We start from the raw sequence: 23,255 nt of genomic DNA, 5'->3' as shown, positions 1-23,255 counted from the left end.
CTTCCGGATTGAAGACCCGTCCGCCTCCGTGCTTTTCATCCTTACCGACCGCCGAACACCGCGTCAACGACAGCGGCGAGAACAGGTCCGCACGCCGGGGAACCCGGCACGCGTTGGCGCGAGCCTGCCCGAAAACCGTTGAGCATCAATGGAAGTTGAGGTGGCCGTCCCATGACGAGCATCGACGTACGTCCCGCCTCCGGCGCGCTCGGCGCCGAGGTGCGCGGACTCGACCTGGAGTCGATGACCGAGGACTCCTTCGCGCAGCTGCACGCGCTGCTGGTGGAGAACCTGGTGCTGTTCTTCCCCGAGGCCGAGGAGCTCTCCCCCGAGGCGCACAAGGCGTTCGGCCAGTTCCTCGGCGAGCTGGAGGTGCACCCGTTCCTGCCCAAGCTGGAGGGGCACGACGAGATCGTCGTCCTCGACTCCGATCAGGGCGCGAAGGCCGATGTCTGGCACACCGACGTGACCTTCCAGTCGAGCCCGCCGATCGCCTCCGTCCTGCAGATCGTGCAGTGCCCGCCGCGCGGCGGCGACACGATGTGGAGCAACCAGCACCTCGCCTACGAGAACCTCTCGGCACCGCTGCGGGACTTCCTCGACGGGCTCACGGCCGTGCACGCCTTCACCCACCCCAACGGCACGGTCTTCGAGGCCGAGCACCCGGTGGTCCGCGCGCACCCGGTGACCGGCAGGCGATCCCTCTACGTCAACCGCATGTTCACTTTGCGCATCCCGCAGCTGCGCCGCGCCGAGAGCGACGCGCTGCTCGGCCACCTGTTCAGCTCGGCCGAACGCCCGGAGAACGTCTGCCGGTTCAGCTGGAAGCCCGGTGCGATCGCCATGTGGGACAACAGGGCGACCCAGCACTACGCGGTCAACGACTACGCCGAACGCCGCGTCGGCCGCCGGGTCACCGTCCTCGGCGACGTGCCGAAGGGCGAAGAGCCGCGCTGGCCGCGCCTCACGGATGCGACCACGGCAGCGGACTTCCGGAAGGACTCCTGACCCGCGCGCTCCCCGGGCTCCGCGCGCCCGGGGAGCACCCGCCGTGACCGGATCGGCGCATTGTCACGCTCACCCCAACACGGCTACGCTCGTCGCTTCTTCATCTGCCTTAGTGCGCAATGTGGGGATTGGGCTCATGAGCAGAACTCTCGCTCCGCTGAAGGACGACGGTCCGCCGTCCTTACCGCTGTTCCACGGGGTCGTGCAGGTCCTGGAACTCATCCGCGCGCTCTACGGGCGGCGGCACGAGCGGACCAGCAGCAGCGACAGCGGCGGTGGTCTGCCGATGCTGTGCCTGGTCCGGCCGCGGGAGCTGGAGGACCTGCTGCCGGCGATCGGTGAGCGGCTCAAGAGCGCCGAACCGCACCGGGTGCCGCACGCCTACATCCGCTTGGAGCCCTCCACGGCCGATCCCGGGGACGGCGACCGCGCGGCGCAGACCCCGCTGCCACCGCCCGAGGTCGACACCATCCGCGGACTGCTCGCCGACATCGCCGAGCAGCTCAACGGCCCGCTCAACGCCCAAGCCGGACGGATGCGCTTCCCCCGGTTGAGCCTGGCGCTGTGGTTGATGCGGCAGGACCTCTCCGGAACCGAGATCCCCAGGCGAGAAGCCGAGCTGCGCAAGCGCCTGTGGCGGCGCGACCCCGCGCAGCGGATCGCGGAGCTGATCAACACCGGCACCGCCGACGCCCCGGACCGGACGGTCTGGTCGGTCCTCAAGGTGCTCGCCCTCGTGCCGTGGCTGTGGTTCCAGCTCAAGATGCACTGGAGGCTGCCGCTGATCGGCGGCTACCGGTGGTTCCGTCGGCAGAGCTACCTGGCGCCCGAGGTGCCGGGGAACTTCCTCGGTTTCGCCGAGCGCCTCACCGAGAACGAGTGGAACAAGGAGGTTCCCGAGCAGGTCGCGAAGTTCCTGATCAACACGCTGCTGGAGGACCTGCGCGGTTCCTACCGCCGCTTTCCCTGGCGGCTGCGGGGCAAGTGGCGCACGACCTACACGACGGTGCTGCTGGACAACGTCACCCGCTCCAACGGCGGTTACGCGCTGCTCAAGCTGGTCAACGACATCCGCAACGAGACGGGCCTGGTCGATCCGCTGCTGCTGATCACCACGAGTTCGCTGGTCCCGCCGCACGCCGTCGAGCCGACGGTGGACAACGTCCAGGACGTCGTCTCCCAAGCGCACGAGGCCGACGAGCAGGGGTACCGCGCGTGGCGGCACAAGCTCGACGCGGCGCGGCGAGCGCGCACGGACATGACCTGGTACCTGCCGGTCGAGATTCCCCCGGCGGCGACCGGGGATTCCCGCAAGAGCGAGATCCGCCGCCACCTGGCCGCGGCGGACAAGTACACGCTGCCGCCCCCGCCGTGGTGGTCGCGGCGAACCCTGCCGGTCACGTTGCTGCTGGGGCTGGCAGGCGTGGGGATCTACGTGTACTCCTCGTTGAGCGTCGGCTATTGCGGCATCCTGTTCCAGCCGCCCTGGTACTGGCTCGGTGCCGCACCTGGGCTGACCAGTATGGAGAACAAGGCCGGTGAGTGCGTCGGCGTCACCGACGGCACCTTCCTCGCGGAGTTCATCGACGACGCACCACCCGGCCAGACCCAGCAGGCCGCGCAGGAGGCCGATCCGATCCTGACCGGCCTGCGCGCCATCGGTGACACGATCTCGCGGCAGAACCAGGCGGCGCTGGACAAGGCCGCGGAAACGGGCCGCCCGGTCCTCACCCTGGTCTACCTGGGCGATCTGTCCCCGGGAGCGGGCGCCTTCAACCTCTCGGCCCAGCACGAGACGCTCGCCGGTATCGCGGTGGCCCAGTACGACCAGAACTTCGAACCCAACACGCCGCTGGCCCGAGTGCTCATCGCCAACGGCGGCAAGGACATGGGCCACGGGGTGGAGGTCGTCGACCAGCAGATCGCCGAGCTCGCCAAGCGGGATCCGAGCATCATCGGCGTGATCGGCCTCAACTACAGCCGCGAGGAGACCTTCGAGGTCATCGAAAGGCTCGGTGCCGCAGGGCTTCCGACGGTCGCGTCGACGCTGTCCTACGACAACATCCCCGAACGCTCACCGCTGTACTTCCAGGTCTCGCCGCAGAACCTCACGCAGGCGCGGCGGGCCGTCGAGTTCGCGGGCGAGCAGGGCCGCACCGCCGGGGTCAAGATCTACAGCGACGGCGTCGACCCCTACAGCCGCAACCTCGGGAGCGACGTCGAGAACGAGTTCCGCCGGGTCCACCCCGGGGCGACGGTCCAGTGGCTCAACGAGGATCCGCACACCGCGGGCCGGGAAGCCTGCAAGACCGGGCAGGACGAGCTGGTGTACTACGCCGGGCGAGGAACCGAGTTCCGGGAGTTCCTGGACGGCGTGGGCAGCGGCTGCCCGACCGACGTCCCGCCCATGATCCTGGGCAGCGACGACGTGGCCAGCCACGTCGCCAACCGGGCGGCGCGCTTCGCCAAGATCGGCATCCCGTACTACTACCAATCGTTCGCGGTGGCCCCGAGCACGCCGGACCCGAACGACTCCGGGGAAACCGTGGTCGGCCCGGCGCTGGACTTCTACTGCACGCTCAACATCATCATCGCCGGGCACGATCCGGCGATGCCGCCCGACGAATGCCCGCCCAGGGAGGGGAACCTGTCCCTGGACGGGCACGCCGCGCTCGCCCACGATGCCGCGAGCGTCCTGCTCAGGGCGGCGAACCAGCTCGACCGGGGCGGCCCGATCCCGATCACCGCCGGGACCGTGTGGCGCCAGATCAACGCCAACCAGCACCAGACCGACGTCGACCTGCCGTCGAAGTACGGGCTGGTGACCGGCCAGATCGACTTCGGCAGCGACACCAACAACCGAGTCCCGAAGGACAAGTCGGTCTGGACCCTGCACGTAGACCAGGCAGGCCAGGTCTCGGTGCCTTAGCTCCTAGTCCCGGCGCTGGACGTAGAGGCGGTTGCCTCCGGGGCCGGTCCACTCCACGCGGACCACGCCCGGCACGGCGGCGTGCGGCAGGTTGTCGGGTTCGTGCCAGTGGCCCGCGACCGGGTTCCGGAAGAACGTCGCCCACAGCTGCCCGTCGGCGTCGACGAACAGGTTGTTGTGGCCCGCCCCGATGCCGGCGGTCCAGCGCTTCGAGTAGGGCCCTGCGAAGTGGTCCGAGACCGCGATGATCGCGTCGTACTGGTCCCGTTCACCGTCGGGCGTGTAGGCGTGGCGCGCGGTGTCGCCGCTGCCGGTGGTCTTGTTCCAGGCCGCGTGCACGAGGAAGTACTTGCCTCCGTGCTTGATCACGTGCGCACCTTCGAGGTAGGGCTCGGGCTCGTAGCGGGTCTGCTGGAACTTCGGGAGGTTCGTCTTCTGGACGATGTCCTCCATGTCGTCCTGGAACTCGGCGTAGAGGTCGTTGTGCAGCACCAGCCAGGCCTTGCCGTCTTCAGCGTAGAGGCCGCCGTCGATGTGGTAGTAGACGTTCGGATCGACGCCGTCGGGAGCACCGGGATTGAGCTCACCGAAGGGCTTTTCGAGGTTGCCCTCCACCACCCGGTACGGGCCCTCGACACCGCCCTCGCTCTTGAGCATGAACGAGCCGACCTTGCGCGACTGATCGCCCATGCACGCCACGACGTACCAGGTTCCGCGGAAGTGGTGCACCTCCGGCGCCCACACGTCCCCGCGCTTGTCAGCGCCCTCGCCCGCGTAGCGCTGCCACGACGCGACCACGGTCCGCCCTGGTTCGTTCTCGCCGACGAACTCCGGCGACCACACCTTGCCCTTCTCCGCGTCGGGCCGGATGCCGGTGGTGTCGGCCAGCTTCCACGGTCCGTCCAGGGAATCGGCGGTCCACACGAAGATGCCGTCGTTCCACGGCGACGCGGCAGGCAGGCCCGGGGCTCGAGTGGTGCCGGTGGCGACGTAGACCGGTTGGTCGTCGACGATGAAGCAGTTGACGTAGGTGTCGCGCATCCAGACCCGGCCCAGTTCCTCGTCCCGAGGACGGAGTTCGAGTTCGAGAACCCGGGAGTTGTCGTCCCTGGGCTCCAGGTCCACGCGGGTGTCGGCGGTTCCGTAGGGCTCCATCGGAGGCCAGTTCGGCGGATGTTCTTGCTGCGACGACGTTCCTCGACCCCATCCGGTGGCGGGCAGGAAGGTCGCCATCCCCAGTGCACCGGCGGCCCCGAGCAGGGACCGCCTGTTCAGATGCGAGCGGGTCTCGAAGTCGGACATCGGGATCTCCTCTTCGTAGCGCGCTGCTGACCGACATGCCCCCATCGGCCAGGTGATCGACGCTACCGGCTGATCGCCGTTCAGGAGCGCGTTTGGATCAGGGCGTGCGAGCCCGACGTCCGCCAGGGCTGTCCGCCCGCGTCCAGCGACGACGCGGTCGCGGGTTCCAGTCCGACGAGGACCTCGGACTTGAGGACGCGGAGCGCGGCCAGCGGCCCCGGGAAGTGCGACACCGCGTCCGCGAACGACCGCTCGACCGGCCAGTGGCGGTCACCGACGAGGCGGCGGTAGTTGAGGTCGCCCTTGAAGATCGTCACGGCGGCGGAGGCGAACTCGGCGCGCAGGTCGTCCGGCACGTCGCCGAACTCCAGCGGTGCGCAGAAGAAGGGATGCGCTCGAACCGCGATCTCCCCTGCTCGCAGGGCGTTCTCGACGCGGTCGCCGACCTGCGCGGCCTCACCTCCCAGACCGCAGAGGTGGTGCAGGACTTCCAGCACGTCGGTCGGGGTGGCGTCGGAGACGTAGTAGGGGCCGGGCTTGACGTGCAGGACGACCCGCTCGGCGCGCCCGGTGGTGAGCAGCCGGTCGATGAGCACGAGGTCGGCGGCGAGCTCACCCGCCGAGTTGTCGGCGACGAGGTGGACGACCCCGGGCTCGCCGAACAACGACCAGAACTCCTCGGGCGAGCCCGCGACCAGCCCCGAGGTGGCACCGCTCGCGTCGGTGGACAGCTGGAACGCCAGGTCGGCCTGGTTGCCCCACACCGCGGCCTGGACCACGGCGGCGTCCCGCTCGGCGTCGCTGAGATGCGGGAGCTCGTCGAGGGCCTTGAGCGTTTCGGCGGTGGCAGCGTTGTGCAGCTCGGCCCGCTTCATCGGCGCGAACGGGTCCACACCCCGCCACGGCCCCGGAGCGAAGAAGCCGGTCGCCGCCAGCAGCTTGCGGAAGAAGTAGCTCTCAGCCCACAGGAACGAGGTCTCCGCCCACGGCCGGCCGACCTGATCGGCGATCCACTCCGCCCACACCCCGTGGTCCGGCGCGTCGTCCTCCAGCGGCTCGACCACGCCCTCGGTCGACTCCCGCAACAGCGCGGACAACGCCTCCCGCACGTCGGGCCCGAACGGATGCGCGGCGCACAACCGCTCGATCATCACCGGATGCCGCTCGTGGAACACCCGCCACCCGAAGGACCCGACCTCACCGATCCCGATCAACGACGCGTCCACCGAACCGCCTCCACCAGAGCCGCAGGACCACCTCAACCGACCAGCGACCCTACCAACGCCCACCCCCACACCCCGGCAACCACCACACCCGACGAGGACCCCCGGTGCCGTTGCCGAGGGCCGCGGGGCAGAGGGCAGTTTTGGTCCGAACCATCCAGGATCAACGCCCGAGATGCCCGGTCAATTCAGACCAAAACCGCCCCCTGCTGCCACCTCATGCGGGTCAGAGGTCGGGGCGGTCCTCTTGGTCCAGGTGGGCCTCGATCCGGTAGTCGACCTGGATGTCGTGGTAGGTCACGTGCGCTCGGACCGGGTTCGGGAGGTTCGTGCGGTCGCTTCCGGAGGTGGAGCGGTCGTCGGTGTCCCCGGGGAAATCGACCCTGGTTTCGGGTACTTCGCCGAAGGTGATCTCGTCGGCGCGCACGGTGCTCGTGAAGGTCACGTCCGGTTCGTTCTCGGTCATCGGCGTCGTTCCCTCCTGGACGGACGCGATGTGCCCTCTCGGCTGCTGCGACGGGTGCCGCGCTCGGATTCCCCGGTCGTGCGGCGCCTTCGGGTCGGTTTTCTCTCGGATTCGCCCTCCTCGTCGGAACTTCCGTCGCCGACGACGTCGCGCGCTCCCCTGCCGACCTCTTCAGCCGTGCTCCCGACGTCCTCGACGGCCTCACCGGCGCCGCTCCCGACCTGCTCGGCAGCTTCACCGGCACCGCTCCCGACCTGCTCAGCGGCCTCACCGGTGCCTTCCCCGACGCTCTCGACGGCGCTGCCGGCTCCCGAGCCGACCTCCTCGGCGGCCGAGCCGGCGCCCTCGCCCACGCTCTGGACCGCACCACCGGCCCCGGAGCCGACATCCTTCACCGCCGAACCCGCGCCCTCACCCACGTTCTCCACCGCACCACCGGCACCAGCGCCGACGTCCTCGACCGCGGACCCGGCGCCCTCGCCGACGCTCTCCACGGCACTACCGGCTCCGGAGCCGACGTCCTTGACCGCCGAACGCGCACCTTCACCCACGTCCTCGACGGCTTCGCCGGCACCCGCGCCCACGTCCTTCACCGCGGAGCCTGCGCCTTCACCGACGTCCTCCACCGCGCGTCCCAGGCTCTTGGTGAGGTTCTCCAGGATCTGGGGGTTGCGGTCGATCGTCGTCAGGACCCGGTCGAGGACTTTGGCGACGTTGTCCAGCCGGACGTTGAGGTGTGCCTGCGCCTCCACGCCCTTGATCTGCAGCGCGACGCGGCCGAGCTCGGCGTCGACGCCGACGTTGAGCTTGAGCAGGTCGAGGACCTCGGCCTGCAAGGACACCCGCGCGCGGAGGTTCTCCACCTCCAAGCTGATCTCGTCGACCTTGACAATGGGGATGTCGAGGTAGACGTCCGGATATTCGTCCTTGTGCCGGTCACCTGAGGCGGACACCGGTTCCCCCTCGGTGCCGGCTTCCACCAGCTCCGCGCCGTGGCGGTCCTCTTCCGATCGCTCGTTCCTGTCGGCCATCATCGAATCCCCTCACTCCTGCACGGTCGGCAGGTGCGCTCTACGCTCGTTTCCAGCCTTAGTCGACGGGATTCTCGATGGAGAAGAGGCCTTCGACTCTACGCCCCGCAGCAGCCCGCTTCTAGCTACCTCTGCGAGCACCGGAGCCGGACGCACCGTCACGCTGATGCGGTTGACCAGTGCGAACGTCGTGACTGCTCAGGCCTGGACGATCACCGGCGTCGATGTGTGGACGCGCCGTTCCGGGGGTAAATCTGACTCAGGCTGCTGCTTCGCAGCCGGAGGATTTCATCGCTCCAGCAGGAGGTCGGGATGAAGCAGGGACCTCAAATCGCGACGGCGGTGGCGATCGGCTACGCCCTCGGTCGCAGCCGCAAAATGAAATTGGCGCTCATGATGGGCGGGGTCGTTCTCGGACAGCGCATGGGCGATCCCAAGGAGCTGCTGGCGAAGGCGGGCGGGACGGTGGCCCGCTCAGACGAAGTCGGCAAGCTCGGCAGCGTCCTCCGCGACCGCCTCGTCGACGCGGCCAAGACTGCGGCCGTCGCTGCGGCGAGCAACAAGCTCGATTCACTGGGCGACAACCTCTCCGAACGCGCCGCGAAAATCCGTTCTCCGCAGTCCGAATCATCGGAATCGGATGAGGAAGACCAGGAATCCGCTTCCTCGGGGCAGGAACCGGAGTCCTCAGACCAGCAGGCGAAGGAGTCGAAGACCCGGGAGCAGCGTTCCTCGACCGAGGATCAAGCTGCCCAGTCGGGCAAGCGAACTCGCGCACCGCGCAAGCCGTCGGCCCCTCGCGCCGCATCGACCGCCCCGAGGAAGAAAACAGCAGCGTCGTCCAGCGGCTCGAGGCGCAGGTCGGGTGGGAATGATGGCTGAGACCGACCAGCGCGACAAGGGACTGATGGACGAGCTCCCGCTCGACCACCTCAAAGAGGCCGGGCAGGAACTCCTCGAAGCCGTGGTCTCCCGAGCCGTCGGTTCGGTCACGGACAAAGTCACCGGCCTCACCGACAAGCTGACCAGCGTGGCCGACAACGGCGGGTCCGGCCTGACCGCAGCGCTCACCGGCGCCAAGGACCTGGCCGAGGGCAAGTCTCCGCTGAAGTCAGCGCTTAGCGCCGGGATGGCGGGCGCGAAGGACAAGGTCAAACAAGCCGTGGGTGGCGGCGGTAGTGGAGGGGGAGGCAGCGTGAAGGTCGTCAACATCATCGAGGAGTTCGACGTCGGTCTTCCGGTTCGCGTCGCGTACAACCAGTGGACCACGTTCGAGGACTACCCCAGTTTCACCAGGAAGGTCGAGAAGGTTGAGCAGGAGTCCGACGAGAAGCTCAACTGGCGGGCGCAGATCTTCTTCTCCCACCGCGATTGGGAGTCCACCATCGTCGAACAGGTTCCGGACGAACGGATCGTGTGGAAGTCGACCGGCGCCAAGGGCTACGTCGACGGCGCCGTGACCTTCCATGAGCTCGCCCCGACCATGACGCGCATACTGCTCGTCCTCGAGTACTACCCCCAGGGGTTCTTCGAGAAGACCGCTAACCTGTGGCGGGCGCAGGGACGACGTGTGCGGTCGGACTTCAAGCACATCAAGCGGCACATGATGACGCGCACCATCCTCGAACAGGACGAGACCGAGGGCTGGCGCGGCGAGATCCGGGACGAGGAGGTCGTCAAGACCCACGAGGAAGCGCTCGACGAAGAAGAAAAGGCGAAGAAGGAAGACGAGACAGACGAGCAAGACAAGACAGACGAGGAAGGCGAGGCAGACGAGGCAGACGAGGCAGACGAATTTGAGGACGAAGACGAGTCCGAAGACGAGGACGAGTCCGACGAGTTCGACGAGTTCGACGAGTTCGACGAGTTCGAAGACGAAGAAGAGGACGAGGAAGAGGAAGAGCGAGTACCCGCTCAGACCTCGCGGTCGAGGTGACCCGCTGCTCGTGATCAGGGCCACGTCGACTCCGCGCACGGCTGTGTCAACATCGTTGACGGAGTGACCCCGCCTGCGCAGGGTCCACGACCCGACCACGAGGAGTTGAGTGTGCAACTGAGCACCATCGGCCACGACGTCACCGACGGCGTACTCGTCGTCACGCTCAACCGCCCTGACCAGCTCAACGCCTTCACCCCCACGATGGCCGACGAGCTGGAGCAGACGTTCGTCGAGGTCAACGACGATGACTCCATCCGGGCGGTCGTCGTGACCGGCTCGGGCCGCGCGTTCTGCGCGGGGATGGACCTCAGCAGCGAGGGCAACGTCTTCGGCCTGGACGAGTCGCAGTCGCCCACGCTCGCCGACATGCAGGACCTCTCCTCCCCCGAGCTCCGCCGCGTCCGCGACACCGGCGGCCGGGTCACGCTGGCCATCCACGACTGCCGCAAGCCGGTCATCGCCGCCATCAACGGCGCAGCGGTGGGCATCGGCGCGACGATGACGCTGGCCATGGACGCGCGCCTGATGTCGAGCAAGGCCCGGTTCGGCCTGGTCTTCGGCCGGCTCGGCATCGTGCCCGAGGCCGCTTCGACGTGGTTCCTCCCGCGCATCGTCGGCATGCCGAAGGCCCTCGACCTCGTCTACCGCGCCGACATCCTCGACTCCGCCACCACCGCGGAGGCCGGTCTCGCCGACGCCGTCTACCCGCCCGAATCCCTGCTGGACGCCGCGCTGGAGCTCGCCGACGCCTGGACCAAGGGCAAGTCACCGGTCGCCACGGCGCTGACCCGCCAGATGATGCGCCGCAACAGCGCGCTCGACCACCCCCGCGACGCGCACCGGATCGATTCGCTGGCGATGTTCTACACGAGCATCGGCGACGGCGCCGAAGGCGTCGCAGCCTTCACCGAGAAGCGCGACCCGCAGTTCCGCGGCCAAGCCTCGGACCTGCCCGCCTTCTACGACGAGTGGCTGCACGACGACCGCTGATCGAACGTTCCCAGGTCGTTCAACGGGATCCCCCTATCTTCTCAATTCGGTTGCGGGCTGGGTGAGATCGCCCTAGCGTTGATCGAACGTCGATTTTCTGGGGGATGTTCGATGAGCGATCAACGATGGCGCCGAGTGTCCGCGGCGATCCTCGCCGCGGGCCTGGGCATGAGTGCACCCGCTGCTGCCTCGGCCGAGCCGGCCGCTGCGGATTCCAAACCGGTTCTGCTGGTCCACGGCTACAACGAGGGCGCCGACGCGGACTGCGAAGATCTGTGGGGCAGCGCCCGCGCCGAGTTCGACGGGCGCTCGGTGCGCACGATCGGCTACTACGCGGGCGATGAAGGCTGCAACGAGTACGTCGGCGGCCGGGGCGACAACGACAACGACACACCGATCCAGGACATCGCGAAGGAGTTCGCCAACCACATCTACTCCGACTACACGAGCAAGGGCCGGTCGGTGGACGTCGTGGCCCACTCGATGGGCGGCCTGGTCACCCGAGTCGCGGTGCTCGGAACGCGTGAGGGCTGGGACGGTTTCCCGCCGAAGGTCGACGTCGACGACGTCGTCACGCTGGGCACACCGCACGGCGGGATCACCAAGGACCCGTGCTCGGATCCGGCCGACTGCTCGCACCAGTGGTGGCAGATGACGCGCGCGCAGGACGGCGGCTCGGGGTTCATCAGCAAGCTCCACGAGTCCGCGGACGGTGCGAAGGACCGGGGCTTCGACGACCCGTGGGCCGAGGGGATCGACTGGAGCCTGGTCGGTTCCGAGGAGGACACGACCGTCGACTACGACCGCGCCATCGACAAGGGCTACTGGGCCCACCAGAAGTACGGTTTCGACGAGGACCTGAACAACAACGGCGATCCCGACTGCACGAGCCCGGACAACATCGACCACCAGGCGATCCGGCTGGTGCGCGACGGCGACTTCTGCCTCAGGTACTGGCACCACGGCAACGACGGCGGCCCGTTCACCACTGACAAGGGCTGGGCCCCGCTGGAGATCGCCCGCAACGCGATCAACCACAAGGGCGACAACCTCCCCCGCTGAGGTTCCAGCCCTCGCCGTGGTGTCACCACTGGGATGACGCCACGGCGAGGACTGCTGTGATCATGCCCGCGCCGATGAGGGCCGTTGCCAGCCGGACTCTGCGGAACTTCGTCGCGCCGAGCCGGGAGATGGTCAGCAGCTGCTGGCGGTACCAGCGTTGCGGGTCCCCGATGATCCGCTCGACGAAGCCCGTCATCTCCTCGTCGGTCATCCGTCTGCTGTTGTGAAACCCGCTGCCGCGCAGTTGCGGTCGCACCACGGCGAGCAGCAGGAGGACGGCCAGCAACATCAGCACGAGCGCGCCCCACAGCGCCATCCGTCCGGCCGCGGGCAGAGGGATGCGCTGGACCGCCGCCGCGCCGACCGTCACGATCGGTCCGAAGACCGCGAGCAGCACGCTCGCCTTCGTGTCGGTGCGGGCGATCGCGACGTCCGCCCGCGCCAGCTCCGCCCGCAGCACTTCGAGCGCGGCATCGCCGGTGTCCCGCTCCTCACCGTCAACCACAGCGCCACCCACGTTCACACCCCGTTCCGATCACCGCCGGTCCGGCTGTGGACCACCGCACGGCGACGATACGGCGAGGAACCGCCCGGGGTGCGGGGTTTCCAATTTCGCGCGAAATTCGAAACCCCGGCACCGCCGAGGAGGGGACTGGGTCCTGTTTAGGAATGCGGCGGTGCCGCTGTTTCAGGTGCGGGACTCAGCTCGCACCGCCGCGGGGTCTGAGGTGGTTCTCCTGTGAGGACGTGTCGATGTGGTGTATTGGCATACATGAGTCGGCGCGCCCGGAGCAGGAGGGCCGCCTCAGGTTCCGCTACCCGCACCGCCAAGCAAAGTGATTCCTCAACAGCTCTTACGCGTTCAGGTCGGCGCCGCGGGGTTCGCGGACCATGGTGACGGCGATGATCGAGATGACGCTGAGCACCATGATGTACGCGCCGACCGCGTAGGCGCTGCCCGTGGCCTGGGTCAGCGCCTCGGCGATGGTGGGCGCGAAGGCCCCGCCGAGGATGGCGCCGAAGGCGTATCCGATGGACACGCCGGAGTAGCGCACCTTGGCGGGGAACATCTCGGCGTACATCGCCGACATCGGCCCGTAGGACAGCCCGATGCCGAACGACAGCACCACGATGGCCAGCGCGAACAGCACGCCGCTGCCCGTTCCCATCATGAGGAACATCGGCAGCATCCACACGAACACGGCCGCGTAGCCGATCTGGAACGTGCGCACCCGCCCGATCCGGTCGGACAGCCCACCGGAGTAGACGGTGAACACCAGCCATCCGACGGCTCCGACGATCGTCGCCAGCAGCACGGTCGGCCGGGACAGCCCGAGGGTCTTGCCGTAGCTGAGGAAGTAGGCGATGACCAGGTAGCCGGCGGCGTTGTTGGCGACGAAGATCAGCGCGGCCAGCACGACGTTGCGGGTGTTGCTGCGGAACAGCTCCTGCAGCGGCGCCGAGGAGTGGGCCTTGCGCTCCAGCATCTCCTGGAACACCGGGCTCTCCTCGACCATGCGGCGCACCAGGTAGCCGAACACGATGAGCACGACCGACAGCAGGAACGGGATCCGCCAGCCCCAGGCGAGGAACTGCTCCTCGCTGGTCGACGAGCTGATCACCCACAGCACCCCGGTGGCCAGGATCAACCCGAGCGGCACGCCGGTCTGCGGGTAGGAGCCGAAGTAACCGCGCTTGCCGAGCGGCGCGTGCTCGACGGCCATCAGCGCCGCACCACCCCATTCCCCGCCCGCGGAGAAGCCCTGCACGATGCGCAGCACGATGAGCAGGATCGGCGCCGCGACCCCGATCTGGGCGTAGATGGGCAGCAGCCCGATCAGCGCGGTCGCCGCACCCATCATGATCAGCGTCATGACCAGCATCGCCTTGCGACCGAGCCGGTCCCCGAACCGCCCGGCGACGACCGCTCCGAGCGGCCGGAACAGGAAGCTGATGCCGATGGTCGCCAGCGACAGCAGGCTGGCCACCCCCGGTGCGTCCGCGCTCAGGGGCTTGAAGAAGTGCGGTGCGAACACCAGGCTCGCCGCCTGGGCGTAGATGAAGAAGTCGTACCACTCGATGGTCGTCCCGACGAGCGTGCTGGCGAGCAACCGCTTCTCATCCCGGGTGCGACCAGCGCCCGCGACGTGCTGCACGGAGTCCGACATGGCTGAACCTCGTTGTTCCGTCGTCCTTGTGTTGGGTGTCTGTCTAGTCGGGACGACGCGCCAGGTCGAGTGCTCGAACGCAACGATTCACGGCGAATCCGATGCCACGCCCACCGCCCGGAAGGCCCGCTTCAGGCGAAATGGCTTTCCGTAGTCGGATGTGCACGTTCCGTAGGAGTACGGGCACGGTCGACGCACCGTGCCCGCAGCGCCTCAAAGCGAGAACCGGTCGCCCTTCACCGCGTCGATGAACGCCGCCCACTGCGACGGTGTCGCCGTGAAGTACCCCGCGTCCGGCACCTTCGAGTCACGCACCGCAGCGTGCCCGGATAAGTCCCCCACCTCGATGCACTCGCCGTTGGGATGGCTGAAGCTCGACTTCCGCCAGCCGACCACGCGACCAACCTCCACGCAGTTCCCATTCGGTTGACTGCGGGACGACTTGCGCCAACCAGCCACGACCTCGTCCATCACTGCTCCTTGCCTTTCAAGAGACCCTTGATCAGCTTGATACTCGCACCAGCACCGAGCGCGACCTTACGGATTCCGGAGATGGCCTGGCGATAGGCGAGCACGTCGTCGGCATCGGGGACGAAAGCACCCGAGCTGAAGTGCTCAAAGTGCAATACGGGTGGGGCATCCGGGAAGTCGTAGAGCACAAACGGCCCAGCATGCCCGGGATGCCAGCCAATGCGGGGTTTGACCACCTGGATCGTGACGTTCTCCCTTTCGGAGAGAACCAGAAGATGGCGCAGCTGATCCTCCATGACTCCTGATGTACCGATCTTGTCCTTGAGCGCATCCTCGCCGATCAGCGCGATGAGTTCGACCGGATTCCGCTTGGTGAGCGCTTCGCGTCGGGCAATCCGCAGGGTGACTCTCTGCTCGATCTCGCTTGCGGGAAGGCCGCTCGCCACAGCGAGAGCCCTTGCGTAGTCAGCTGTCTGGAGCAGCCCAGGAAGCCCGAGCGGCGCCCATTCGACGATCGCCGAGGCGGAGCGCTCACACTCAACCGCTCCGGCCAACTGTTGCGGAATGCCCGGCATGCCAACAGTGAGCCAGTTCGGCTCGCTGGCATCCCGAGCCAACTCGATCAACCGTTGCTTCTCCCGGCCTTTTACGCCGGCAGCGGTCAGGAACGACGCCACATCTTCTGGAGTCGGCACTCGGCGTCCGGTCTCCCAGTGCGAAATCGTCCCGTGGCTCATCCCCAGACGTCGGCTCAGCTCACGCCCACTCACACCGGATTGCTCTCTGATGGTCCTGATAGCCGCTGCCAACGCGCGTGCGCGTGGCGTCATCAGATTGGTGTCTACAGGCATGAGACAGATCGTAGTTATGTCGTCTGAACAGCACAGTCATGCAATCGGGTAATTGATCAGTGTCTACAAGACAGACATGCTGGTTCGCGCCAACCAAACTATCTGGGGGTTGCGATGTACAAATTCCACTGGGTTCCGGCGAACGCAGCACGCCACGCGAGCACTGACCGCCGACCGGAAGGCGCGCTGGTCTATCCGAGCGGAACCGGGGTCACGACGTTGTGCGGCAAGGTCGATCAGGTCGCGGACAACTCCGAGATCGCATGGCTGTGGTCGACGTGTCCGGAGTGCTACGAAGCGGCCCTGCGGATAGCGAGGGCAGCAGACGGATGACGACACGTCCCTGAGTCAGGAACCGCTCGGCTGACTCACCCGCCGAGATACCGGTTCCAGGTCGGCCGGTGCGCCTTCCCCTCCCCGGCACCGGCCGACCACCCCTCAAGACAGAACGCCCGCTACGCGCCCAGCGCGCTGGTGGTGGGCGCTCCGATGATGACGACCAGGAAGAAGAGGAGGATCATCGCCGACGCCGCCAGGACCACGTACCCCAGCACCAGTCCGGCGATCGCCATGCCGTACCCGGACTGCGGCGGGTTCTTCCTGATGTCGCGCACGGCGATGTGACCGAAGATCACCGCCAGCGGTGCGACCCCGAGAATGCCCAGGACCAGCGCGGCCACCGACATGCCGTTGGTGGGCGCTGGGAACGCCATCGCGGGAGGCACCGGTCGCGGGTACGGCTGTTCGGCGGTCATGTTCGGATCCCCTCAGGCTGCTGTCCGGCTCTAGTACGGAAGGGTCCCGGCGGATCTTCCCGGCAGGCAGGGGCGAAAGGCCCGGCCGCAGGCAGTGCGCGCTGCCGACTCGCCTCACCAGCCACGACGCAGGCCGATCGTGTCGGCCGCATGGCCGATTTCACTTCGAGAACTGGCGTCGTTCCCGCGCCGATCCCCGCTGGTCGATCGGCGATCCCGACCGGTCGGCTCCCGCTGGACCCGCTCTGGACCCCCGACTAGGACTGCCCGGCGGGTTCGCGCTGCTGCTCCGGCCTGCGGAGCAGGCGATGGCCGCGCAGGCCGAGCCAGGTGAGCAGGGCCAGCACCGCCACGACCAGGTATTCGATCAGCGGGATGCGCACGATCTCGTCGAGCTCGGTGAGCGACCGGGTCGAGTACACCGCGATCGCCGCGCCGAGGTAGAGGACGACCAGCGCCCAGCGGGTGCCCTTCGCCAGGCCCAGGCCGTGCATCTGGGAGATGACGAAGACCCCCAGGAAACCGAAGAGGAACATCGGCCACATGCCGTCGGGTCCGGAGTTCATCACCGCGACCAGGGTTCCGTGCACCGCCACCAGCAGTTCCAGGGTCAGAGTCCACCAGCGGTTGGTGTGGGCTCGGGTGAAGAACAGACTTCCCTGCAGCAGCAGGAGGAACATGTAGACGAAGCCGATCAGGTGTCCGCTCGTGGTTTCCATCGGGTGGTACCAGAACGTGTAGACCGCGGCCCAGCTGAACAGGTAACCGTGGTACTTGCGGAAGAACCGCGTGATCTCCGCGGAGATCGGGGCGGGACGACCGAAGAACATGCCCCTGCGGCGGTTCTCCATGATCAGCACGACGATCAGCAGCACGATCACCGAGCCCTGCGAGCTGAAGATCGAAACGTCCTGCGCCAGTCCGTCGTAGAAGACCTGCGTCTGCACCTCGTGCAGCACGATGAATCCGAGGTTGGCCACCAGCGCGACCACGTTCACCGGATGCAACCCACCTGTGTAGGTCCGGACGTGCCGCTGCGCGTAGAAGATGAGTCCCCAGCTGACCAGCTGGTGCGCGGCGTAGCCGGCCCACGCCGATGCCCTGGTCCAGAACGTGGGCTCGGGGAGCTTCCAGTAGTACCAGGAAGCCCCCTGGTCGGGCAGCAGCGCGACGTCACCGAGCCAGCAGCCGCCCGCCCACACTCCCGCGGTGAGCATCAGGCACACCGCCACTCCCGCGCCGAGCACGGTGCGCACGTCGGTCAGCATGCCGACCATTATCGCCCGCCCCGACACCACTCCACCGTCCCGGGTTTCCCGCTGAGATCGGGTGTCGGATTTCCATTGAGACTCGGTGCTCGGGGCCGGGGGCGAGGTAGTCCGCTCTTGACCTGGTGTGATCGGGGTCGTAGCTTGCCTAGCAAGCGCTTGGTTCGGCGAAGGAAGTGGTGTCAGTGGCGATGCCGGGATCGGTTCCCGTTGCGGAGGCGGTGGACCGTCGCCAGGTGCGGAAGGTGGCGTTGTCCGGGCTGCTGGGCACCGTCATCGAGTACTACGACTTCCTGCTCTACTCGACGATGACCGCGCTGGTGTTCGGGACGCTGTACTTCCCCGGGTCGAACCCCGCCGTGTCCACCATCGCCGCGTTCGGGACGTTGGCCGCGGGCTACGTCGCGCGGCCGCTCGGCGGGTTGATCTTCGGGCACTTCGGCGACAAGCTCGGACGCAAGTCCGCGCTGGTCATGAGCATGGTGCTGATGGGTGTGGCGAGCGTGCTCATCGGCGTGCTGCCGACGTACTCGTCGATCGGGTTGACCGCGCCGGTCCTGCTGGTGCTGCTGCGCTGCGTGCAGGGGATCGCGGTGGGCGGCGAGTACGGCGGTGCGGCGCTGATGGTCATCGAGCACGCCGATTCGCGTCGCCGGGGAGCGTGGGTCGGCATCATGCAGGCGGGTTCGCCGCTCGGATCGCTGCTGTCGAACGGGGCCGTCGCGCTGGTGACGTTGCTGCCTCGGGAGGACTTCGTGTCCTGGGGTTGGCGGATTCCGTTCCTGGCCAGCGCGATCCTGCTGATCATCGGCCTGTACGTCCGGTTGAGCGTGGTGGAGAGCCCGCTGTTCCGGCAGGCGATGGCCGAGGCCGGTGAGCGGGAGTCGTTGCCGCTGCTGCGGGTGCTGCGGCGTCCGCGGGCGGTGCTGCTGGCGTGCGCTGCGGGGATCGGGCCGTTCGCGATGACGGCGCTGATCGGCTCGCACAGCGTCGCCTACGCCAAGGGGCTCGGTTACGACCTGCCGGACATCATGCGCGCGCACCTGCTGATCAGCCTCACCGGGCTGATCGGGATCCCGATCTTCTCCGCGCTCTCCGACCGCATCGGCCGGCGCCGGGTGCTGCTGATCGGCGCGTCCGGGGCGGTCCTGTTCGCGTTCCCGATGTACGCGCTGCTGGAGTTGCGGACCGTGCCGGCGATGATCGCGGCGCTGGTGGTCGCGCAGATCTTCCAGAACCTCATGTACGCGCCGCTGGCACCGATGCTCTCGGAGATGTTCGGGACCCGCGTGCGCTACACCGGGGTGTCGCTGGGCTACCAGATGGCGAGCCTGCTCGGAGCGGGTTTCACCCCGATGATCGCCGCCACGCTGGTGGCCGGCACCGGCGGGTCGAGCCTGCCGTTGAGCTGCATCATCGTGGGTGCGGCTGGTGTTTCGATCGTCTCGGTGCTGCTGATCTCCGAGACCCGGGGCCGGGATCTCGGGGAGGAGCGGTGAGCACGTTCGCCGAGATCGTCCGCTCGCGGGCCCGCGACGAGCGGATCGGGCTGTGCTTCGAGGAGCGGTCGTGGACGTGGGCGCAGGTCGTCGCCGAAGGATCGCGGCGTGCGGCCTGGCTTCGCCGGACGGGTGTTCGGCACGTCGGCTTGCTGCTGGAGAACGTCCCTGACCACGTGTTCTGGATCGTCGCCGCCGCGCTGGAGGGCGCGGTCGTGGTGGGCATCAACCCGACCCGGCGGGGCGCAGGGCTCGCCCGCGACATCCGGCACACCGACTGCGAGGTCGTCGTCACCGAGACGCGCCTGTCGGGATTGCTCGACGGGATCGACCACGGGGCGTCGGTGCTCAACGTCGACAGCGACCTCGACCGGCTTCCCGACCACGCCGAACTGCCGCCGGTTTCACCGGAACCGGGCCGAACGTTGTTGCTGCTGTTCAGCTCTGGTTCGACCGGGGCGCCGAAGGCGGTGATCTGCTCGCAGGGCCGGTTGGGCGCGCTCGCGGAGTCGCTGGCCGTGCGCACCGAACTCACGCGGGACTCGGTGTCGTACCTGTGCATGCCGCTGTTCCACGGCAACTCGGCGATGATGAACCTGGCGCCGGCGATGCACGTCGGGTCGACGGTGTGCCTGGCCCGCAAGTTCTCCGCGTCCGGATTCGCGCCCGACATCCACCGCTACGGCGTCACTTTCGTCAACTACGTCGGGCGCACCCTCGCCTACGTCCTCGCGCGGCCGGAGACCGAGGCCGACCGGCGCAGCACGCTGCGGCTCGCCGTCGGCACCGAAGCCTCACCGGACGACGCCGAACGGTTCGCCGAGCGCTTCGGCTGCCGGGTTTCCGAGGGGTACGGGATGAGCGAGGGCGTGCTGCGGATCAACCGGACCGCCGAGAGCCCACCGGACTCGCTCGGCCTGCCCGTGGGCGGACTGGACGTCCGGGTGCTGCGGGAGGACACCGCGACCGAATGCCCGCCCGCGGTGTTCGACGAGCACGGGCGGTTGAGCAACGCCGAGGAGGCCATCGGGCAGATCGTCGCCCTCGGGAAGGCCGACGCGTTCGAGGGCTACTACAACAACCCCGAAGCTCAGGCGGAACGCGTGCGCGGCGAGGACTTCTGGACCGGCGACCTCGCCTACCGCGACGCCCACGGGTTCTTCTACTTCGCCGGGCGCACCGCCGACCGGATCCGCGTCGACGGCGAGAACTTCGCCGCGGCATCGGTGGAACGAATCCTCCAGCGCTGGGAGCCGGTCGAAGCGGTGGCGGTCTACCCGGTGCCGGATCCGCGCACCGGCGACCAGGTCATGTGCGCCCTCCGCCTGCGGGACGATTTCGACCCGGCAGCCTTCGCGGACTTCCTCGCCGCTCAGCCCGATCTCGGCACCAAGTGGCTCCCCCGATTCGTCCGCATCACCGCCGAAATACCCCTCACGGCCAGCAACAAGACGGCGAAAACCCCCTTGCGCCAGGCGGCCTGGCGCACCGAAGACCCCGTCTACCACCGCCCGACCGCCGAGCTGGAGTACCACCGCTTCGCAGCGGCCGACCTGCACCGCTGGGAGAGCACCTTCGCCACCCGCGCTCGCGCAGCGCTGCTGCCACCGGAGCACGACTCACGACGCCGCTGAGGGCGGATCTGCTCAGGGCAGCGCGGGGCTCCGCGAGCGGGGTTCCGGCGGCATGGTCGGGTCATGGCCGATGACGAGAAGCAGCCGATGTTCGACCACCGGCTTCGCGAGAGGTTCTACGACCAGCGGGTCCTGGTGCTCGACGGTCCGCTCGAAGACGACAACGGGACGGTGCTGATCACGCAGATGCTGTCCCTCGCCCACTCCGATCCCGGCAAGGACATCGCGCTGTGGATCCACTCCCCCGGCGGCTCGGTGCCATCGATGCTGGCGATCCGCGACGTGATGCGGCTCCTCCCGTGCGACGTGTCCACGCTCGCGCTCGGACTCGCGTGCAGCGCGGGCCAGTTCCTGCTGTCGGCGGGCACTCAGGGCAAGCGCTTCGCGCTGCCGCACGCGCGAATCCTGATGCACCAGGGTTCGGCCGGGATCAGCGGTTCGGCCGTCGAGGTGGAGGTGCAGGCCGACGACCTGCGCTACACGCGGGACACGGTGCTGGGCATCATCGCCGAGGACACCGGCCAGCCTGTCGAGCGGGTCTTCGCCGACTCGCTGCACGACCGCTGGTTCAGCAGCGAGCAGGCCCGCGAGTACGGGTTCGTCGACCACATCGTCGACGGCCTGGGCCAGGTGATGCCGACGCGCACGCCCATGGGCCTCGGCGCGGAGACGGGGGTTCGGGCATGACCAGCTACACGATTCCCAACGTCATCACCCGCAGCACCAACGGCGAGCGGATCATGGACGTCTACTCGCACCTGCTCGCCGAACGCATCGTCTACCTCGGAACCCCGATCGACTCCGGTGTCGCGAACGCGCTGATCGCCCAACTGCTGCACCTGGAGGCCGACAGCCCCGATCGGGAGATCAACCTCTACATCAACTCCGAGGGCGGCGACCCGTCCGCGATGCTCGCGCTCTACGACACCGTCCGCTACATCAAGGCCCCGGTCGCCACGACCTGCGTCGGTCAGGCGGTCGCGGCCAGCGCGGTGCTGCTCGCGGCAGGAGCACCCGGTCATCGCGCGGTGCTGCCGCACACGCGGGTGGTGCTGCACCAGCCGGCCGCGCAGGGCCGGGGCACGATCCCGGACCTGATCCTGCAGGCGGACGAGGTGGTCCGGGTCCGCACCCAGCTGGAGGAGATCCTGTCCCGGCACACCGGTCGGGACGTGCCGACGCTGCGGCACGACACCGACCGCGACCGCGTCTTCGACGCGCAGGAGGCGGTCGCCTACGGCCTCGCGGACCACGTCCTGGACGAGCGGAGCTAGGCCGCCATCAGCAGCGGTCCGGCCGGGCGGCCGACCGGAGCGGGCGCCGCGGGCCTGCTGCGTCGGACCTGCCCGGCGATGCTGCCGAGCAGATCGGCCAGGTCGATGCCGAGCGCTCCGGTGACGGCGGCGATCATCTCGCTGGAGGGTTCCTTGCGGCCCCGCTCGATCTCGGAGAGGTACTGCGGTGACAGACCGGCTCGCTCGGCGACGTCGACGAGCCGGTCACCGCGGTCCTCCCGGGTCGCACGCAGGCTGCGGCCGAGCTCCTCGCGCCACAGCGGCTCGGGCTCGGCCTTGCGCTTGCGCTTGCGCTGGAAGTCAAGAACGTCCGCCATGCGCCCATCCTGACACCGGTCGAGCGCCCGGGATCGCGGTTCCGCTGACGGCGGAACCGATCAGCCCGGGCTCAACTCGCTGCCGTGCTCAGGGAGGAAGGGGATCACGAGTTCTGCTCGGCGGGGTCGTGGGTCTTCAAAAACTCCTCGAGCGCGGTGAGGTGATCGGTGTTGATCTGGTCGACGTCGGCGTCGACCAGTTCGCGCCAGACCGCTTCCCGAGCGCCGGGTTCGGTGTCCGGGGTGGCCCAGAACCGCACCTCGTAGCCCCCGGCGTGGGCGCGATCGACGAGCTCGTGCAACTTCTGCCGTTCGTCCTCCGGCATGCGGCCGACGCCTTGCCAGGTGAACAACCGGGTCCAGTTGTCGGAGAGGACCACGAGGTCGGCGCTGGTGGCACCGGCCGGGGGCGGAGTGACGATGCGGCCGTCTCCGGACGCCCAGCGGACCGGGTCGTCGAAGGTCTGGTTGGCCAGCTGGCCGGAGACGACGACCTCGACGGCACGGGTGGTCTCGCGATCGTTCGCCCACGAGCTGACCAGCTGCGGGCGGTCGTTGAGCTGGTCGGCGAGTACGTCCCACACCGCCTGGCCGCCGTCCTTGACGTCGACGTAGAGGCGCAGCGGCTCGGTGGATTCGTCGTAGATCTCGCCGCCGTTGGCACCGGCGATCTCGGCCAGGGGCTCGAGGTAGAGCGACTCCAGGGTGCGGCTGCAGTCGGGCGCGTCGTGGCCGATGCACAGCTCGCCGTTCACCAGCCAGACATCCGCCTCGACACTCCGGAAACCGTGCGAGAGCGCGTCGAACAACGGCCGCTGATGCTCGTAGTCGTTATGAGCGTGGGCGCGCTCCAACGGCTGCACCCCATCGGTGGGGCCGGGCACCGGCTCCGCGTGGGCATTGGTGGGCACGATGATGAGCGCGAGAGCGGTCTGGGCGGTCAGGAAGAATGTCCGAGATGCACGCATGCGCGCTATACGAGCAGCGCTAGCGGGCGCCGAGGTGGACTACCGGTAGCGGATGGGCCGCGCCTGGTCGACAACTCCA

Annotated in this window: 23 protein-coding genes; 11 read left to right on the top strand and 12 right to left on the bottom strand. The window is 68.3% G+C overall.

Annotated elements, in window-relative coordinates; genetic code table 11:
- The first annotated feature begins 171 nt into the window (after window positions 1–171).
- Both AB0J78_RS06020 and AB0J78_RS06015 read left to right on the top strand, forming a co-directional pair.
- The gene (locus AB0J78_RS06020; protein WP_363787496.1) at window positions 172–1,008 is read left to right on the top strand and encodes a TauD/TfdA family dioxygenase; all 837 of its coding nucleotides are present in this window, start codon (window positions 172–174) and stop codon (window positions 1,006–1,008) included.
- 136 nt (window positions 1,009–1,144) lie between these two features.
- Complete coding sequence (locus AB0J78_RS06015; protein WP_363787494.1) at window positions 1,145–3,937, top strand: hypothetical protein; 2,793 nt, start codon at window positions 1,145–1,147, stop codon at window positions 3,935–3,937.
- Window positions 3,938–3,940: 3 nt separating this feature from the next.
- On the opposite strand, the gene AB0J78_RS06010 is transcribed toward AB0J78_RS06015, so the two are convergent.
- From AB0J78_RS06010 to AB0J78_RS05995, 4 genes are all read right to left on the bottom strand, one after another.
- Complete coding sequence (locus AB0J78_RS06010) at window positions 3,941–5,239, bottom strand: family 43 glycosylhydrolase (protein WP_363787492.1); 1,299 nt, start codon at window positions 5,237–5,239, stop codon at window positions 3,941–3,943.
- Window positions 5,240–5,319: 80 nt separating this feature from the next.
- A complete protein-coding gene (locus tag AB0J78_RS06005; protein ID WP_363787490.1) occupies window positions 5,320–6,465 on the bottom strand; it encodes a damage-control phosphatase ARMT1 family protein in 1,146 nt (381 codons plus the stop codon).
- A gap of 223 nt (window positions 6,466–6,688) precedes the next feature.
- Window positions 6,689–6,928, bottom strand: a complete 240-nt coding sequence (locus AB0J78_RS06000) for a hypothetical protein (RefSeq protein WP_363787488.1) — start codon at window positions 6,926–6,928, stop codon at window positions 6,689–6,691.
- A complete protein-coding gene (locus tag AB0J78_RS05995) occupies window positions 6,925–7,959 on the bottom strand; it encodes a hypothetical protein (protein WP_363787486.1) in 1,035 nt (344 codons plus the stop codon). The genes AB0J78_RS06000 and AB0J78_RS05995 overlap by 4 nt, the downstream gene beginning before the upstream one ends.
- Window positions 7,960–8,271: 312 nt before the next feature.
- Here AB0J78_RS05995 and AB0J78_RS05990 point away from each other — a divergent pair, with 312 nt between their 5' ends.
- The 4 genes from AB0J78_RS05990 to AB0J78_RS05975 all read left to right on the top strand — a co-directional run bounded on the left by AB0J78_RS05990 (window position 8,272) and on the right by AB0J78_RS05975 (window position 11,950).
- Window positions 8,272–8,841: a hypothetical protein gene (locus tag AB0J78_RS05990; protein ID WP_363787484.1), complete on the top strand. Its 570-nt coding sequence runs from the start codon at window positions 8,272–8,274 to the stop codon at window positions 8,839–8,841.
- Between the two features lie 25 nt (window positions 8,842–8,866).
- Entirely contained in the window at window positions 8,867–9,895 is a 1,029-nt protein-coding gene (locus tag AB0J78_RS05985; protein WP_363787482.1) for an SRPBCC family protein, read from the top strand.
- 111 nt (window positions 9,896–10,006) lie between these two features.
- Complete coding sequence (locus tag AB0J78_RS05980; RefSeq protein WP_363787480.1) at window positions 10,007–10,888, top strand: crotonase/enoyl-CoA hydratase family protein; 882 nt, start codon at window positions 10,007–10,009, stop codon at window positions 10,886–10,888.
- Between the two features lie 111 nt (window positions 10,889–10,999).
- Window positions 11,000–11,950 (top strand): hypothetical protein, encoded by a 951-nt coding sequence (locus AB0J78_RS05975; RefSeq protein WP_363787478.1) that lies wholly within the window; start codon window positions 11,000–11,002, stop codon window positions 11,948–11,950.
- Window positions 11,951–11,972: 22 nt separating this feature from the next.
- Here the strand turns inward: AB0J78_RS05975 and AB0J78_RS05970 are convergent, their stop codons facing one another.
- The 4 genes from AB0J78_RS05970 to AB0J78_RS05955 form a co-directional block, all read right to left on the bottom strand.
- Window positions 11,973–12,467 carry a Pycsar system effector family protein gene (locus AB0J78_RS05970; RefSeq protein WP_363787476.1) on the bottom strand — a complete coding sequence of 165 codons (495 nt, stop codon included), beginning with the start codon at window positions 12,465–12,467 and terminating at the stop codon, window positions 11,973–11,975.
- 337 nt (window positions 12,468–12,804) lie between these two features.
- Window positions 12,805–14,118, bottom strand: a complete 1,314-nt coding sequence (locus AB0J78_RS05965; RefSeq protein WP_363787474.1) for an MFS transporter — start codon at window positions 14,116–14,118, stop codon at window positions 12,805–12,807.
- A gap of 213 nt (window positions 14,119–14,331) precedes the next feature.
- On the bottom strand, window positions 14,332–14,589 hold the full coding sequence (locus AB0J78_RS05960; RefSeq protein WP_363787472.1) for a DUF397 domain-containing protein: 258 nt from the start codon (window positions 14,587–14,589) through the stop codon (window positions 14,332–14,334).
- Window positions 14,589–15,440 (bottom strand): helix-turn-helix transcriptional regulator, encoded by an 852-nt coding sequence (locus AB0J78_RS05955; RefSeq protein ID WP_363787470.1) that lies wholly within the window; start codon window positions 15,438–15,440, stop codon window positions 14,589–14,591. Before AB0J78_RS05955 ends, AB0J78_RS05960 begins: the two co-directional genes overlap by 1 nt.
- A 114-nt stretch (window positions 15,441–15,554) precedes the next feature.
- Between AB0J78_RS05955 and AB0J78_RS05950 the strand changes: the two genes are divergently transcribed.
- A complete protein-coding gene (locus AB0J78_RS05950; RefSeq protein WP_363787468.1) occupies window positions 15,555–15,773 on the top strand; it encodes a zinc finger protein in 219 nt (72 codons plus the stop codon).
- Window positions 15,774–15,895: 122 nt separating this feature from the next.
- Here the strand turns inward: AB0J78_RS05950 and AB0J78_RS05945 are convergent, their stop codons facing one another.
- Together AB0J78_RS05945 and AB0J78_RS05940 are read right to left on the bottom strand one after the other, a co-directional pair.
- Window positions 15,896–16,195, bottom strand: a complete 300-nt coding sequence (locus AB0J78_RS05945; RefSeq protein ID WP_363787466.1) for a DUF4190 domain-containing protein — start codon at window positions 16,193–16,195, stop codon at window positions 15,896–15,898.
- Between the two features lie 257 nt (window positions 16,196–16,452).
- Entirely contained in the window at window positions 16,453–17,463 is a 1,011-nt protein-coding gene (locus tag AB0J78_RS05940) for a hypothetical protein (protein ID WP_363787464.1), read from the bottom strand.
- Between the two features lie 236 nt (window positions 17,464–17,699).
- On the opposite strand from AB0J78_RS05940, the gene AB0J78_RS05935 reads away from it, so the two are divergent.
- The 4 genes from AB0J78_RS05935 (at window position 17,700) to AB0J78_RS05920 (ending at window position 21,870) form a co-directional block, all read left to right on the top strand.
- Window positions 17,700–18,962, top strand: a complete 1,263-nt coding sequence (locus tag AB0J78_RS05935) for an MFS transporter (RefSeq protein WP_363787462.1) — start codon at window positions 17,700–17,702, stop codon at window positions 18,960–18,962.
- Complete coding sequence (locus AB0J78_RS05930; RefSeq protein WP_363787460.1) at window positions 18,959–20,596, top strand: AMP-binding protein; 1,638 nt, start codon at window positions 18,959–18,961, stop codon at window positions 20,594–20,596. The genes AB0J78_RS05935 and AB0J78_RS05930 overlap by 4 nt, the downstream gene beginning before the upstream one ends.
- 63 nt (window positions 20,597–20,659) lie before the next feature.
- On the top strand, window positions 20,660–21,283 hold the full coding sequence (locus tag AB0J78_RS05925) for an ATP-dependent Clp protease proteolytic subunit (RefSeq protein ID WP_363787458.1): 624 nt from the start codon (window positions 20,660–20,662) through the stop codon (window positions 21,281–21,283).
- Complete coding sequence (locus AB0J78_RS05920) at window positions 21,280–21,870, top strand: ATP-dependent Clp protease proteolytic subunit (protein ID WP_363787455.1); 591 nt, start codon at window positions 21,280–21,282, stop codon at window positions 21,868–21,870. The genes AB0J78_RS05925 and AB0J78_RS05920 overlap by 4 nt, the downstream gene beginning before the upstream one ends.
- Here AB0J78_RS05920 and AB0J78_RS05915 read toward each other — a convergent pair.
- Together AB0J78_RS05915 and AB0J78_RS05910 are read right to left on the bottom strand one after the other, a co-directional pair.
- Window positions 21,867–22,208: a helix-turn-helix transcriptional regulator gene (locus AB0J78_RS05915; RefSeq protein ID WP_363787453.1), complete on the bottom strand. Its 342-nt coding sequence runs from the start codon at window positions 22,206–22,208 to the stop codon at window positions 21,867–21,869. The two genes, AB0J78_RS05920 and AB0J78_RS05915, sit on opposite strands and share 4 nt — an antisense overlap.
- A 104-nt stretch (window positions 22,209–22,312) precedes the next feature.
- The gene (locus AB0J78_RS05910) at window positions 22,313–23,176 is read right to left on the bottom strand and encodes a hypothetical protein (protein WP_363787450.1); all 864 of its coding nucleotides are present in this window, start codon (window positions 23,174–23,176) and stop codon (window positions 22,313–22,315) included.
- Window positions 23,177–23,255 lie beyond the last annotated feature (79 nt).

The sequence above is a fragment of the Saccharopolyspora sp. NPDC049426 genome (assembly GCF_040676935.1).
In the GTDB taxonomy this organism is placed as follows: domain Bacteria; phylum Actinomycetota; class Actinomycetes; order Mycobacteriales; family Pseudonocardiaceae; genus Saccharopolyspora.
This window is presented reverse-complemented; position numbering and strand designations above follow the sequence as displayed.